General features: G+C 72.3%; 8 protein-coding genes. 6 read left to right on the forward strand and 2 right to left on the reverse strand.

Translation table 11 applies throughout. The features are described 5' to 3' along the window. Window positions 1-15: 15 nt before the first annotated feature. From DMP23_RS09965 to DMP23_RS09990, 6 genes are read left to right on the forward strand one after another with little or no spacing between them, the layout of a single operon-like run. Window positions 16-5,781 (forward strand): SDR family NAD(P)-dependent oxidoreductase, encoded by a 5,766-nt coding sequence (locus tag DMP23_RS09965; protein ID WP_337820870.1) that lies wholly within the window; start codon window positions 16-18, stop codon window positions 5,779-5,781. Then, complete coding sequence (locus DMP23_RS09970) at window positions 5,775-9,611, forward strand: beta-ketoacyl synthase N-terminal-like domain-containing protein (protein ID WP_337820871.1); 3,837 nt, start codon at window positions 5,775-5,777, stop codon at window positions 9,609-9,611. Before DMP23_RS09965 ends, DMP23_RS09970 begins: the two co-directional genes overlap by 7 nt. Then, window positions 9,608-9,841, forward strand: coding sequence for a hypothetical protein (locus DMP23_RS09975; RefSeq protein WP_337820872.1), 234 nt, complete (start codon window positions 9,608-9,610; stop codon window positions 9,839-9,841). Before DMP23_RS09970 ends, DMP23_RS09975 begins: the two co-directional genes overlap by 4 nt. Further along, window positions 9,838-10,128, forward strand: coding sequence for a phosphopantetheine-binding protein (locus DMP23_RS09980; protein WP_134666837.1), 291 nt, complete (start codon window positions 9,838-9,840; stop codon window positions 10,126-10,128). Before DMP23_RS09975 ends, DMP23_RS09980 begins: the two co-directional genes overlap by 4 nt. Then, window positions 10,116-10,892: an alpha/beta fold hydrolase gene (locus DMP23_RS09985; RefSeq protein ID WP_134666835.1), complete on the forward strand. Its 777-nt coding sequence runs from the start codon at window positions 10,116-10,118 to the stop codon at window positions 10,890-10,892. Before DMP23_RS09980 ends, DMP23_RS09985 begins: the two co-directional genes overlap by 13 nt. Continuing rightward, window positions 10,868-12,010: a glycosyltransferase gene (locus tag DMP23_RS09990; protein WP_337820873.1), complete on the forward strand. Its 1,143-nt coding sequence runs from the start codon at window positions 10,868-10,870 to the stop codon at window positions 12,008-12,010. Before DMP23_RS09985 ends, DMP23_RS09990 begins: the two co-directional genes overlap by 25 nt. Here the strand turns inward: DMP23_RS09990 and DMP23_RS09995 are convergent. Both DMP23_RS09995 and DMP23_RS10000 read right to left on the reverse strand, forming a co-directional pair. Further along, window positions 12,007-12,840: an ABC transporter permease gene (locus tag DMP23_RS09995; RefSeq protein WP_337820874.1), complete on the reverse strand. Its 834-nt coding sequence runs from the start codon at window positions 12,838-12,840 to the stop codon at window positions 12,007-12,009. The genes DMP23_RS09990 and DMP23_RS09995 overlap by 4 nt on opposite strands. Then, a complete protein-coding gene (locus tag DMP23_RS10000) occupies window positions 12,837-13,772 on the reverse strand; it encodes an ATP-binding cassette domain-containing protein (protein ID WP_337820875.1) in 936 nt (311 codons plus the stop codon). The genes DMP23_RS09995 and DMP23_RS10000 overlap by 4 nt, the downstream gene beginning before the upstream one ends. Window positions 13,773-13,923: the final 151 nt, after the last annotated feature.

A 13,923-nucleotide genomic window follows, 5' to 3' on the forward strand; every position in this document is an offset into this window, starting at 1 on the left:
ACAGGAGGTCAGCCGATGGTCGAGCTCGTCCCGCCGTCGCACGCTCGACGGCTGCGGTGCCTGGGCGTCGGCGATCCCGACACGGTGGCGGCCGTCGCGCGCGGCGGCGGGCTGGGCGTGCTCGACGGGGCCGACCCGGTCGAGCTGCACCTGGTCGCGGCCCGGGTTCGCGTGCCCTACGGCGTGCGCACGGACGGTCCGCTGCCCGCGGGCGCGGCCTTCGCGATCCGGACGAAAGCGCCGTGGCAGGGCGCGCTCGCCGAGGTGACCGACGCGGCAACCGCCGCCGAAGCGGTCCGCGGCGGTGCGCTGGGACTCGTCGCCGGGGTCGGCGAGTTGAGCGATTTCGTTCTGCTGCAACAGCTTCTCGGCAGGTTCGACATCCCGGTGTGGGGCCGCGCGGCCGGAGAGCGGACGGCGGTGGGCGCGCTCGCGGGCGGCGCGGCGGGGGTGCTCCTGCCGTCCGCGACGGAAGCCAGCGTCCGTCGGGTCATCGGCGCGGAGCTGCCCTCGGCAGCGTTGGGCGACCGGCTGTGCCGCACGCTGGGCACCGCGCTGCCGATCGTGCAAGGCCCGATGACGCGCGTCAGCGACCAGCCCGCGTTCGCCGCCGCGGTCGCGGACGCGGACGGGTTTCCGTTCATCGCAGTGGCTACCGCGAACGGCGCGCGCACGGCCGAGTTGTTGCGCGGCACCGCCGAACGGCTCGGCACCCGGCCGTGGGGCGCGGGCATCCTCGGCTTCGTCCCCGACGACCTGCGCGCCGAGCAGTTCGCCGCGATCCGGGCCGCCCGGCCGCGCTGCGTGCTGATCGCGGGCGGGAAACCGGGGCAGGCCAAGGCGTTGGAAGCCGAGGGCATCGCGACCTTCCTGCACATTCCCTCGCCGATCCTGCTCCGCCAGTACCTCGACGCCGGGGTGCGCCGGTTCGTGTTCGAGGGAGCCGAATGCGGCGGCCACGTCGGACCGCGGTCGAGCTTCGAGCTGTGGGAAGAGCAGCTGGCTGTCCTGGCGGGGGAGAAGGACGTCGAGGTGCTGTTCGCGGGCGGGATCCACGACGCCCGTTCGGCCGCGATGGTCGCCGCGATGGCCGCGCCGCTCGACGGTGCGGGCGTTTTGCTGGGCACCGCCTACCTCTTCACCAAGGAAGCCGTGCAGCACGGCGCGATCACTCGGCTGTTCCAGGAATGCGTGCTCGCCGCCGACACCACTGTCACCCTCGAAACCGCGCCGGGCCATCGCACGCGCTGCCTGCTCAGCCCGTACACGACGGAGTTCCAGCAGCTCAAGGCAGACCTGACCGACGTGCCCGCGCGGCAGGCCTGGCAACGGCTCGAGGAGCTGAACACCGGACGGTCGCGGATCGCCAGCAAGGGCGTGCGCCGCGACGGAACGCGGCTGAGCGCGCAGACCCAGCTCGCCGACGGGATGTACATGGCCGGGGAGGTCGCCGTGCTGCGCGACCGCCGGACCACGATCGCGGAACTGCACGCCGAAGTCTCCTCGGGACGGACATTCGCGCGCCCCGTCGAAGAGACGGAGACGGCGAGCCGTGACATCGCCGTCATCGGCATGGCCGGTACCTTCGCGGGCGCGCCTGATCTCGAAGCGTTCTGGTCGAACATCCTGCGCGGCGAGGATTCGGTCGCCGAGGTGCCGCCCGAGCGCTGGGATCCGGAAGTCTACTTCGGACAGTCGACGTCGAAGTGGGGCGGTTTCCTGCCGCCGCTGCCGGTCGACCCGCTGGACTACGGCATTCCGCCGTCCGCGATGAGCAGCATCGACCCGGCGCAGCTCGTGTCGCTGGAGACCGCGCGCCGCGCGCTGGCCGACGCCGGGTACGAAGACCGGGAGTTCGACCGGGAACGCACGAGCGTCGTCTTCGGCGCCGAGGCAGGCGGCGACCTCGCGAACGCGGGCACGCTGCGCTCGCTGCTCGACGGCTACTTCGAGGAGGTTCCGAGCGAACTCCGGGACCAGCTGCCCGAACCGACCGAGGACACCTTCCCCGGCACGCTCGCCAACGTCATCTCCGGCCGGATCGCCAACCGGCTCGACCTCGGCGGCGCGAACTACACCGTCGACGCCGCCTGCGGATCCTCGCTGGCCGCACTGGATCTCGCGGTGAAGGAACTGCGCAGCGGAACCAGTTCGCTCGTGCTGTGCGGGGCGGTCGACCTGCACAACGGCATCCACGACTACCTGATGTTCACCGCCGCCGGCGCGTTGTCGCCGACCGGGCGGTGCCGTCCGTTCGACGCGTCCGCCGACGGCATCGCGCTCGGCGAGGGCGTCGCCTGCCTGGTGCTCAAACGGCTCGCCGACGCCGAACGCGACGGCGACCGGATCTACGCCGTGGTCAAGGGGGTGGGCGCGGCGAGCGACGGGAAGGCGCTGGGGCTCACCGCGCCGCGTCCGGAAGGGCAGGCTCGCGCGCTGGAACGGGCCTACCGCGACGCCGGGGTGTCCCCGGCGGACGTCGGGCTGGTGGAGGCGCACGGCACCGGAACGGTCGTCGGCGACGCGACCGAACTGCGCACTTTGACGAGCTTCTTCGCCGAGTCCGGGGCCACGCCGGGCTCCTGCGCGCTCGGTTCGGTCAAGAGCCAGATCGGCCACACGAAGTGCGCGGCCGGGCTGGCCGGGCTGATCAAGGCCGCGCTCGCGCTGTGGCACGAGGTCGTCCCGCCGACGCTGCACCTGGCCAAGCCCACCACGGCCTGGGACCCGGCGGCCAGCCCGTTCACGTTCACCACCTCGGCCCGGCCGTGGGCGGATCCGGCGCGGCTGGCCGGAGTGAGCGCGTTCGGTTTCGGCGGTACGAATTTCCACGCCGTGCTCGGGGCGGGCCCAGTCGCTCCCGACCGGCGGCACGGGCTCCGCGACTGGCCTGCCGGAACCGCGGAGACCCTCGCCGGCATCGCCCCGAGCGCGGCTGATCCCGGCAAAGTCGCGTTCTTGTTCCCCGGCCAGGGCAGCCAGCGCGTCGGCATGCTCGCCGAGCTGTTCGTGCACTTCCCCGAACTGTCCGACGTCCTGCGCCTCGCCCCCGACGTCGCCGCAACCGCTTTCCCGCCGAATGCCTTCGACCCTGATTCCGTTGCGGCGCAAGAGAACGCGCTGACCGACACGCGCGTCGCGCAGCCCGCGCTGGGGCTGGTCGAAACCGCGGTGGCGCGGCTGCTGGACCAAGTCGGCGTGCGGCCGGACTTCCTCGGCGGGCACAGCTACGGCGAACTGGTCGCGCTGTCGGTCGCGGGCGCGTTCGACACCGCGACCCTCGTGCGGCTCAGCCGGGCCCGGGCGAAGGCCATCGCCGACGTCGCCGCACCCGGCACGATGGCCGCGGTGAAGGCGTCGCGCGACGTCCTCACCTCGACCCTGATCGGCCCGGACGTCGTGGTGGCCAACCACAACGCACCCGAGCAAAGCGTTCTGTCCGGGCCGGTCCCCGCGGTGGAACGCGCGATCCGGCGGCTGCGCGAGACCGGTATCGCGGCCAAGCGGATCCCGGTGGCCTGCGCGTTCCACAGCCCGCTGGTCGCCGGAGCTGGCGACGCCTTCGCGGCGGCGCTTGCCGAGGAAGACCTCTCCGCGCCTCGGTTGCCGGTGTGGTCGAACCGGATGGCGCAACCGTACGAAGGCGACGTCTGCGGCGAACTCGCGGCGCAGATCGGCGCACCGGTGCGGTTTCTCGACCAGATCGAATCGATGTACGCGGCGGGCGCGCGGACGTTCGTCGAGGTCGGGCCCGGCCGGGTGCTGACCGCGCTGGTGGGGGAGATCCTCGGGGACCTCCCGCACACCGCGGTCGCGTGCGGACCTGGCCTCAACGGATTCCTGACCGCGTTGTCCCGCCTCGCGCAAGCGGGCGTCGCCGTCCGCACCGAACGGCTGGTCCGGCCGTCGCGCCCCGAACCCGCCGACACCGCGTGGGCAGTCGACGGCCGGTCCGTCCGCGCACCCGGCGCCGAAACCCCCGCCCTCCCGCCTGCCCGACGGATACGGAGCACCGCGATGACCGAGCCCGCCCCCAGCCGCGACCAAGCGGTCGTCGACTTCCTGCGCACCGCCCGCGAACTTGTCGCGGCGCAGCGCGACGTGATGCTCGGCTACTTGGGCACCGCGCCCGCCGCACCCGCGCCAGCCGCCCCGGCCCTCCTCCCGGTGCTCGAGGAGCCGGCGGCCGCACCGGAACCAGCGGCGATCGAGGCAGCGCCCGCCGACGTGCTGACGACAGTGATCGGCGTGATCAGCGAACGCACCGGCTATCCGGCGGAGATGATCGCGGGCGACCTCGACCTCGAGGCGGACCTGTCGATCGACTCGATCAAACGGACCGAGATCGCCGGAACCCTGCTGGGCAAACTGGGCCTGCCCGCCGACGACCGCACCGACCAGCTCAGCCGCGACCGGACCGCGAACGCCCTCACCGCGCACCTGGAGAGCTGGTTGTCGCCCGCTCCGGCGGCGGCCGCGCCGAAGCGGTACCGGCTGGCCAGAGTGCCGGTGCCGCTCGACCCGGATCCCGCGCGGCTGCGCGGAAAGTCCGTGGCGGTGCTGGGCGACGACGCGTCGGTCCGCGAGGCTTTCGCCTGCGCCGGAGCGAAAGTCGTCACCGAGGACGCCGACCTCACCGTGCTGCTCGCCGAAGGCACCGAGGCCCCGGAGGTTTTCACCCGGCTCAAGGCGCTGCACGGAGATGTCGTGATCGCGGCGCTGCCGGGTGCTGCCGGGCTTCGCGGCCTGGTCCGCTCGGCCGCGCTGGAACGCGAGGGCGCCACCCGGCTGGTCGAGGTCGGGCAAGACCTCGCGAAGGTGCTGGTCGACGAAGCCTGCGGCGACGGCCCGTCCGTCGTCGGCCATGACCACGACGGCCGTTTCACGATCGAGCCGCAGCCTCAGGAGCTCGGGTCGATCGCCTACTCCGGGGCCGGGCCGGGCGGCGGCGAACTCGCCGCGCTGGACCTCGGCCCGGATTCCCTGGTCCTGCTCGTCGGCGGGGCACGCGGGATCACCGCCCGCGCGGCGGTCGCGTTCGCCGAGTCCGGCTGCCGGATCGAACTCGCCGGACGCACTCCGTGGCCCGGCGAACCCGACGACCTGCCCGCCGATCCCGCCGCGATGCGGGCCGTGCTCGCCGGACGCGGCGGATCGGTGGCCGACATCGAACGCCAGGTGCGGACCGTCCTGGCGCAACGCGAGATCGGCCGCACCCTCGACGAGATCCGGGCTGCGGGCGGCGACCCCGCGTACCAGCCGCTCGACGTACGTGACGCGAACGCCGTGCACCAGCTGGTCAAAGACCTCGTCGCGCGGCACGGCCGGATCGACGGCGTCGTCTTCGCCGCGGGCGTTATTGACGACAAGCTCATGGCGGACAAGGACGAACAGTCGTTCCGCACCGTGTTCGAGACCAAAGTGGACGGTGCACGCGCGTTGCTCTCGGCGTTGCCGGAGTTCGGCGTCGAGCCTGGGTTCGTCGCGTTCTTCGGCAGCATCGCCGCAGTGCTCGGCAACCGCGGCCAGACCGACTATGCCGCGGCGAACGACGCTCTGGAAGCGCTGAGCACTAGCTGGCCCGGCCGCGCGGTCACTGTCCACTGGGGACCGTGGGCCCCCGGCGGCGACCACAGCGGGATGGTTTCGCCGGAGCTGGCCCGCGAGTACGAACGCCGGGAGGTTGCCCTGCTCGACGCCGGAGAAGGCGTCGCGGCTCTGTTGCGCGAACTCGCCTACGGAACTGATCGCGCGGTCCTGTACACGGCGTCGCTATGGTGAGGCAGGAACCAGTCGCGCTCGTCGGGATGGGCGTTTTCCTCCCGGGAGCGTCCACTGTGGACCAGTACTGGCGGAATCTTGTCGAGGGCGCCGACGCCGTCACCGAGATTCCGGCGGATCGTCGCGACCCGGCGTTCCATGGGCAAGCCGGCTCCGCCCCGGACCGGACGCACGGCCGCCGCGGCGGATTCGCTCCGGACACTCTCGAATTCGACCCAGCCGCCCACGGCGTGCCGCCGACGTCGCTGGCCGGGATCGAGCCGGACCAGCTGACGGCACTCGCGGTCGCCGTGGCCGCAGTGGACGACGCCGGCGGTCTCAGCGGGCTCGGCGACCCCGAACGGATCGGCGTCGTGCTCGGCCGCGGCGGCTATCTTTCGCCGGGGCTGCAAGGATTCGACCAGCGGGTTCGCACGGTCCGGCAGATCGCCCGCACGGTCGGCGAATTGGTCCCGTCCGCCGGGCCGGACGTGCTCGACCGGCTGCGCACGGCGTTGCGCGAAACCCTCGGCGAGTTCCGGCCGGAGACCGCCGCCGGGCTGGTGCCGAACCTCGCCGCGGCCCGTGTGGCGAACCGGCTCGACCTCGGCGGCCCGGCCTACACCGTCGACGCCGCGTGTGCGTCGTCGCTGGTCGCGGTCGACCAGGCGATCGGGGAACTGGCGAGGGGACGCTGCGACGCCGTACTCGCCGGCGGCGTGCACCAAACGCACGATGACACGCTCTGGTCGCTGTTCACCCAGCTCGGCGCGCTGTCGCCGAGCCAGCGGATCAGCCCGCTCTCGCGCGGTGCCGACGGAATGCTGATCGGGGAGGGCACCGCGGTCGTCGTGCTCAAGCGGCTGGCCGACGCCCGGCGCGACGGCGACCGCGTGTACGCCGTGCTGCGGGGCAGCGGCACGTCGAGCGACGGGCGGGGCGCGAGCTTGCTCAGCCCGTCCGTCGCGGGCCAGACCCTCGCGCTGCGCCGGGCGTGGGACGGAATGGACCCGGCGGGAATAGGCCTGCTGGAGGCGCACGGCACGGCCACGCCCGCCGGGGACGCGGCCGAGCTGACCACCGTCGCCGAGGTGTTCGGCACGACCGTCGGTCCGCGCGCGGTGATCGGCTCGGTCAAGTCGATGATCGGGCACACGCTGTCGACAGCCGGGGTCGCCGGGCTGGTCAAGGTGGCGCTCGCACTGCACCACGAGGTGCTTCCGCCGACGCTGCACTGCGGCGACCCGAACCCGTTGCTCGACAAGACGCGGTTCCGCGTGCTGGCCGAAGCCGAGCCGTGGGGCGCGTTGCCGCGCGTGGCCGCGGTGAGCGCGTTCGGGTTCGGCGGCGTGAACGCGCACCTGGTGGTGGAGGCTGGGGATCCGGCGCCGAAACGCAAAGCACGCGTCACCGAGCCGGAACGCGTGCTGCGGCTGGCCGCGAACTCGCCGGCGGAACTGCTGGAGCGCCTCGACCGGCCGGGGGAGCCGGGGGACGGGCGGTGCCGGATCGGGATCGTCGGCCCGGACGAACGCAAACTGGCCATGGCCCGCAAGGTGATCGGCAAGGTCGCGGCCACCGGCCGGGCGTGGCGCAGCGCCGACCTCTGGTGCACCGCCGACCCGCTGCTGCCGCACGGGAAAACCGTGTTCCTGTACCCGGGATTGGAAGCGGACGCCGAACCGCGCCTCGCCGATGTCGCCCGGCACTTCGGACTCGACCGTCCGCACTGGTCGACCGCGAGCGTGCCCGCGCGGGCGGCGAGCGTGTCGGCGGCGGGGCTCGTGCTCGACCAGGCGTTGCGGCGGCTGGCGATCCGCCCGGACGCGCTCGCCGGGCACAGCGCCGGCGAGTGGACCGCGATGCAGGCCGCCGGGATGTACCAGCCGGAGCCGGATCTGCTGGACCGGTACTGGCCGGAAGGATTCGAACTGCCCGCCGCGGACTACCTGGTGCTGGGCTGCCCAGCCGGGCGAGCGGCCGAGCTCCTCACCGAAGATCTCGTTGTCTCCCACGAGAACGCGGCCCAACAGACGATCGTGTGCGGTCCGCCGGACGCGATAGCGGCGTTCGCCAAGTCGTGCCGCAGCAAGGGAATCGTGGCCCGGACGCTGCCGTTCCGATCCGGTTTCCATACGCCGTTGCTGCGGCCGCACCTGGAGCCGTTCACTCGGCTCGCGGCGGAGCTGGAGCTGTGCGAACCGGCGGTGCCGGTGTGGTCGGCCACCACCGCGCGGCCCTATCCCGCCGAACCGGACGCGATCCGCCGGCTGTACCTGGAGCACCTCGTGCGCCCGGTCCGCTTCCGCGAGCTGACCGAGTCGCTGCATCAGGCCGGATTCCGCGTGTTCGTCCAGGTCGGCGCCGGGCAGCTGGGCTCGTTCGTCGCCGACACGCTCGGCGACCGGCGGCACCTGGTCGTCGCCGCCGGATCCGGTACCCGCTCCGGGCTCGCTCAACTCCGCCGGGTCGCGACGGCCTTGTGGACCGAAGGCGGCGCACCCGACTTCGCGGCCGCAGAGCCGCGGCGGATCCGGTTGAACACCGGGCGTCCGCTGCTGACACTCGGGGAACGGGCGCGCGGGCTGCTCGAAGACCGGAGCCTGCCGGAGCTGCCCCCGGGGACGCCCGAGGCGATCGCCGCGGAGTTCCGCGCGCTGCTCGACCAGACCTGCCAGAGCGCGGCGGACGTCGTCGCGGCTGCGGTCCAGCGTCCGGTCGAGTCCACTGTGGACGTATCGCTCGCCGCGATGCCGTACCTGCGCGACCACCGGTTCTTCCGGCAGCGCGACGACTGGCCCGACGAGACCGACTTCCGCCCGGTGGTGCCCGCGACCACGCTGGTGGACCTCGCCTGCCGGGCCGTCGAACGGACGTGGCCGGGCACGACCGCGGCCACAGTGCGCGACGCGGTGTTCTCGCGGTGGCTGATCGCCGCTCCGGCCCAGCAGGTGCCGCTGTCGCTCAGCCGCCGGGGCGACCAGGTGACTGTCGAGATCGGACCGTACGCACTGCTGACCGTCGAGCTGGGCGCGTACCGGCCACCGCCGCCCCGCGCGCGGATTCCAGCGCCGGAAACCCCGCCGCCGTTGGCCGCGGCCGAAATCTACGCACGCCGCGAGATGTTCCACGGCCCGGCGTACCAAGGCTTGGCCCGGCTGACCGGTCTCGGCGAACAGCACATCCGGGGCGAGCTGGTGGTGCCGTCCGCTCCCGGCGGGCTGCTCGACAACGTGGGCCAGCTGCTGGGCTGCTGGCTGATGGCGACCCGGTCCGACGATCTGCTCGCCTTCCCCCGCTCGATCGGCCGGATCACCTGGCACGCCGCGGAACCCGGACCGGGCACCCGGGTCGACTGCCTGGTGCGAACGCGGCTGCCCCGGCCGGACGTGCTGGAAATGGACGCCGAACTGGTGCGCGACGGCCAGGTGCTCGCGACCGTCGAGGGCTGGCGGGACGTCCGGTTCCCGTGCGACCGCGCGGCCCATCGCGTCTACGCCTTCCCCCACCAGCACCTGCTTTCGGAGCGCTTGGACGGCGGTCGCGTGTCCGTCACTGACCGCTGGCCGACTGTCGCCGCGCGCGAGATCTACGCCGGTGTCTACCTCGCGGCCGAGGAACGGGCCGAATTCGCCGCGGTGTCACCGCGCGAGCAGCGTGGCTGGCTGCTGACCCGGATCGCGGCGAAGGACGCCGTCCGCGCGGAGTTGGCCGAAGAGATTTACCCGGCCGAGATCCGCGTGCATGCCGACGGCCGGGTGTCCGGTCGGGGTCGGGAGCTGCCTCGTTTCGCTGTTTCCGTTGAGCTGAACGGGGACACCGCTATCGCACAACTCAGGAGCACGACATGACCTTCGTCGAGGGTTGGCGGGATGTGCGGTTTCCGTGCGACCGCGCGGCTCGTCGCGTGCGCGTCACGGACCGTTGGCCGATTGTCGCCGCGCGCGAGATTTACCCGGCCGAGATCCGCGTGCACGCCGACGGCCGGGTGTCCGGTCGTGGTCGCGAACTGCTCGACCTCGCCGTCGCCGTTGAGCTGAACGGGGACACCGCCATCGCACAACTCAGGAGCACGACATGACCATCGACCACGCCTCGGCTGTCTTCGACGTCGTCGCGGAACTGCTCGGCGAGCTGGTCGGCGACGCCGACGTGCTCGGCGCCGAGATCACGCCCGACACGACGTTCCACGAAGACCTGCAGCTGGAAAGCATCGACCTGGTGACCTTCGCGAGCATCCTGGCCGAGCACTTCGGCGAGGACGTCAACCTCGCCGAGTACCTGGCGGAGAAGGACCTCGACGACGTCATCGGGCTGACCGTCGGCGACATCGCCCGGTTCGTGGGGGAGCGCACGTGCCCACGATGACGGTGAACGGGCTGCGCACCAACGTGCAGCTCGTCCGCGCGGGCGGTGCCGAGACCGTGGTGTTCCTGCACGGCATGGGCACCGACAGCCTCGCGAGCTTCTACCTGACGCTCGCGCCCCCGGTCGCGGCCGCGGGCATCGACGTGATCAGCTACGACCTGCGCGGCCACGGCAAGACCGAGCGGCCGGTGCGCGGCTACACGCTGGCCGATTTCGTCGCCGACCTCGACGACCTGCTGGGCCAGCTCGGCGTCGAGCAGCCGGTGCACCTGGTGGGCAACAGCTTCGGCGGGACGCTCGCCTACAGCTACGCGGTCGCCAACCCGTCGCGGGTCCGCAGCATCGTGTGCATCGAGTCGGAGCCCGCGACCGAGGCGTGGGCCGGGAAAATGAGCGAAATCCTCGCGCACACCGTGCGATTCCTCCAGGAGGAGGAGAGTTTCGACTGGATCGAGGCGAACTTCAGCGCACACCACCGGCGGCTGGCGCGGCTGGCCGCCGAGCGGATCACGTCCACGAAAATGGCCGAGGAGGTCCCGCTCGGGCCGCTGCTCTCCTGGGAACAGGTGGCGGCGATCGGCTGCCCGGTGCTGTCCGTGCTGGGCAGCCACGGCTACCAGGCCGACGATCTCGAAGCGCTCACCTCGATGCTGCCGCGCGGCGAACTGCACGTGTTCGAAGGGCAGGGGCATTCGGTGCTCGTGGAACAGCATCGCGAGGTGCGCAAGCTGGTGCTGGAATGGATCGGACGGCATTCGGCATGAGGTTCCTGCTCGTCGTCCCGCCGCTGGCCGGGCACATCGCGCCGCTGCGCGGGGTGGCCGAGGAGCTGTCCGCGCGCGGCCACGAGGTGGCTTGGTGCGGGCCCTCGCCGGGGGTGTCCGGACTGGTCGCCGGACAGGTGTTCGCGGCGGGCGACTCCCGGCCGTTTTCGGTGGCGCTGCGGCCTCCGGAGCTGCGCGGGTTCGCCGCGTTGAAGTACCTCTGGGAGTCCTATCTGGTCCCGCTCGCGGACGCGATGGTTCCCGGCGTCCAGCTCGCCGTCGACGCTTTCCGCCCCGACGTCGTCGTGGCCGACCAGCAGGCGCTGGCGGGCCCGCTGGTCGCCGCCCGCCGCGGGCTGCCGTGGGCGACGTCCGCCTCGACGTCCACCGAACTGGCCGATCCGCTCGCCTCGATGCCGAGGATCGCGTCGTGGGTGGCCGGGCTTCAGACGGGATTGTGCGCACGGCACGGAGCCCGCGTCGCCGACCTGCGGTTCTCCCCGCACCTGGTGCTGGCGTTCACGACCCGCGCCCTGGCCGGGCGGCCACGGGTTTCCGCGCCGGTCTGTTACGTCGGCCCGGTGCTTCCCGCTTCCCCCAACGGGTTCGCGCGGTCCTTTGTGGACACTCGACCGCTCGTGGTGGTGACTCTCGGCACGTCGAATGCTTCGGCGGGAGAGCGGTTTCTCGCCGAGAGCGTCGCCGCGCTGGCCGGAATGCCGCACGTCCAGGGGCTGGTCGTCGACCCGACCGGCACGCTGGAGAGCGAGGAAGTCGCGCTGGCGTGGCGGATCCCGCAGGTCGAGGTGTTCGCGCAGGCGTCGGTCGTGGTCTGCCACGGCGGACACAACACGGTGTGCGAAGCCTTGGCGGCCGGGTTGCCGCTGGTGCTCGCTCCGATCCGTGATGACCAGTCGATGCTGGCTCAGCAGGTTGTCGCGGCGCAGGCGGGGATTCGGGTGCGTTTCGATCGTGCTCGCGCTGCCGACATCCGTGCGGCGGTGGAGTCGGCCGAGGAGTATCGCGCGGGTGCGGCGCGGATCGGCGCGTCGTTCGCGGCGGCTGGGGGCGCGCCGGAGGCTGCGTCTCGGCTGGAGGCGTTGGTGCAGGCGGGTTAGCTTCGGTCGCGAAACGTCCGCGCAGCCAACGTACTCCCCACCACCGCAGCCACCGCCGCGATCGCCAGTGCTGCCGCGACCGACCAGCCGACCGGACGGGCCAGGGCCAGCGCTCGGGTCGCGTCGATCGCGTAGGTCAGCGGGTTGACCGCCGACACCGCGCGGACCCACTGCGGCATCGAGTCCAGCGGCATGTACGCGCTGGAGGAGAACATCAGCGGGAACATCACCACGAACGACGCGGCCTGAAGCGTCTCGGCCTTGCGCAGCCACGTCGTGATCGCGACGAACACCCAGCTCAAGCACCAACCCACGACCAGCGTCAGCACCAGGGCCAGGCTGAGCCCGAGCACCCCGCCGGCCGGGCGGAAGCCGAGGAACAGCACGCTCGCGGCCGAGGTCACGACCAGTTGCACGCACAGCCGCGCGGAATCGGCGAGGGTGCGGGCCACCAGCACCGAGAACAGCGAGATCGGCAGGCAGCGCAGCCGCGCGGTGAACCCGCTGTAGATCTCCGCGAGCAGGCCCGCGCCCGAACTCATCGCGGTCGTCATCGAGATGTTGACCAGCGTCGCGGGCACCAGGAAATTCACGTATCCCTGATAGGCCGCGACACTCGGCAACGCGCCGACGCCGCTGAACACCTGGCTGAAGAGCAGCAGCAGGACCACCGGTTGCAGCAAGCCGAAGAAAACCAGCCGCCAGTCGCCGAACGCGGTGCGCAGTGAGCGGGCGGCGAGTACGCGGACCTGGGTCCAGAAGGTGGTTTCGGGCCACCTCGGCGGATCGGCGAGGACCGCGGCCGGTGCGCGGTGGCGGGATTGCGTCACGAGGTTGCCGCTGTCGTGTGCAGGGACAGGTATACGTCGTCGAGCGTCGGCTCGGTCACCGTCAGGTCCCGCAGCGGAGCTTCGGCCGCGTCGAGTGCGCGCACCAGCATCGTGATGTCGCCAGGCCCGCGCAGCCGGACGGTCAGCGTCAGCCCGGCGCGGCCCGCTGAAAGACCGAGGCGGGACACCGCGTCCACCGCGCGCCGCACGGTGAGTTCGCTGCCCAGGGTCAGCGTCGCGGTGCGGCTGCCGAGTCGCGCTTTGAGCTGGGCGGGCGTGCCGGAGACGGTGATGCGCCCGAGCCCGAGCACGACGACGTGGTCGGCCAGCCGGTCCGCCTCTTCGAGGTACTGGGTGGTCAGCACGATCGTGGTGCCGCGCGCGGCCAGCTCCTCGACGACGCTCCACAACGCGGACCGGCTCACCGGGTCGAGCCCGGTGGTCGGCTCGTCGAGGAACAGCACTTCCGGCGCGCCCACCAGTCCGGCGGCCAGGTCGAGCCGCCGCCGCATGCCGCCGGAGTAGGTCCCGGCGGGCCGGTCCGCCGCGTCCTCGAGCCCGAACGACGCGATCAGTTCGGCGGCGCGCGCTCGCGCCTGCGCCGGTTTCGCACCCAGCAGCCGCGCGATCAGCAGCAGGTTCCCGCGTCCGGACAACGCGTCGTCGACCGCGGCAAACTGCCCGGTGACCCCGATCCGCCGCCGGATCGCGCGCCCGCGCCGGACGACGTCGTGCCCGCACACCCGGGCGGTGCCGGAACTCGGCCGGATCCGCGTGCTGAGAATGTCGATCAGCGTGGTTTTCCCGGCTCCGTTGTGCCCGAGGACCGCGAGCACCGTCCCGGGGGCGACGGCGAGGCTGATCCCCGCGAGCGCGGTGACTTCGCGGTACTTCTTCACGAGGTCCGTCACGGCGATGACCGGCGGGCGCATGGCCGCTCCTTCCCATTCCCGGAAAAGGTAACGAGCCGCCGCCGGGAAAAGCAAGAATCCGGTCGCCCGCTATCCCCGGCGTAACAGTTTTCCGCACGGCGAATAGCACGCGCGTGACAAGTCATGAGCCAGGTTACCCTTTTCTGGCAAG

Source organism: Amycolatopsis sp. A1MSW2902 (assembly GCF_017312175.1).
Lineage (GTDB): Bacteria > Actinomycetota > Actinomycetes > Mycobacteriales > Pseudonocardiaceae > Amycolatopsis > Amycolatopsis nivea.

Excerpts from the sequence above, each read along its gene's own strand:
- DMP23_RS10000 (WP_337820875.1), bottom strand. The coding sequence starts at position 13,772 with ATGCGCCCGCCGGTCATCGCCGTGACGGACCTCGTGAAGAAGTACCGC.
- DMP23_RS09990 (WP_337820873.1), top strand. The coding sequence starts at position 10,868 with ATGGATCGGACGGCATTCGGCATGAGGTTCCTGCTCGTCGTCCCGCCG.
- DMP23_RS09980 (WP_134666837.1), top strand. The coding sequence starts at position 9,838 with ATGACCATCGACCACGCCTCGGCTGTCTTCGACGTCGTCGCGGAACTG.
- DMP23_RS09970 (WP_337820871.1), top strand. The coding sequence starts at position 5,775 with ATGGTGAGGCAGGAACCAGTCGCGCTCGTCGGGATGGGCGTTTTCCTC.
- DMP23_RS09965 (WP_337820870.1), top strand. The coding sequence starts at position 16 with ATGGTCGAGCTCGTCCCGCCGTCGCACGCTCGACGGCTGCGGTGCCTG.
- DMP23_RS09975 (WP_337820872.1), top strand. The coding sequence starts at position 9,608 with ATGACCTTCGTCGAGGGTTGGCGGGATGTGCGGTTTCCGTGCGACCGC.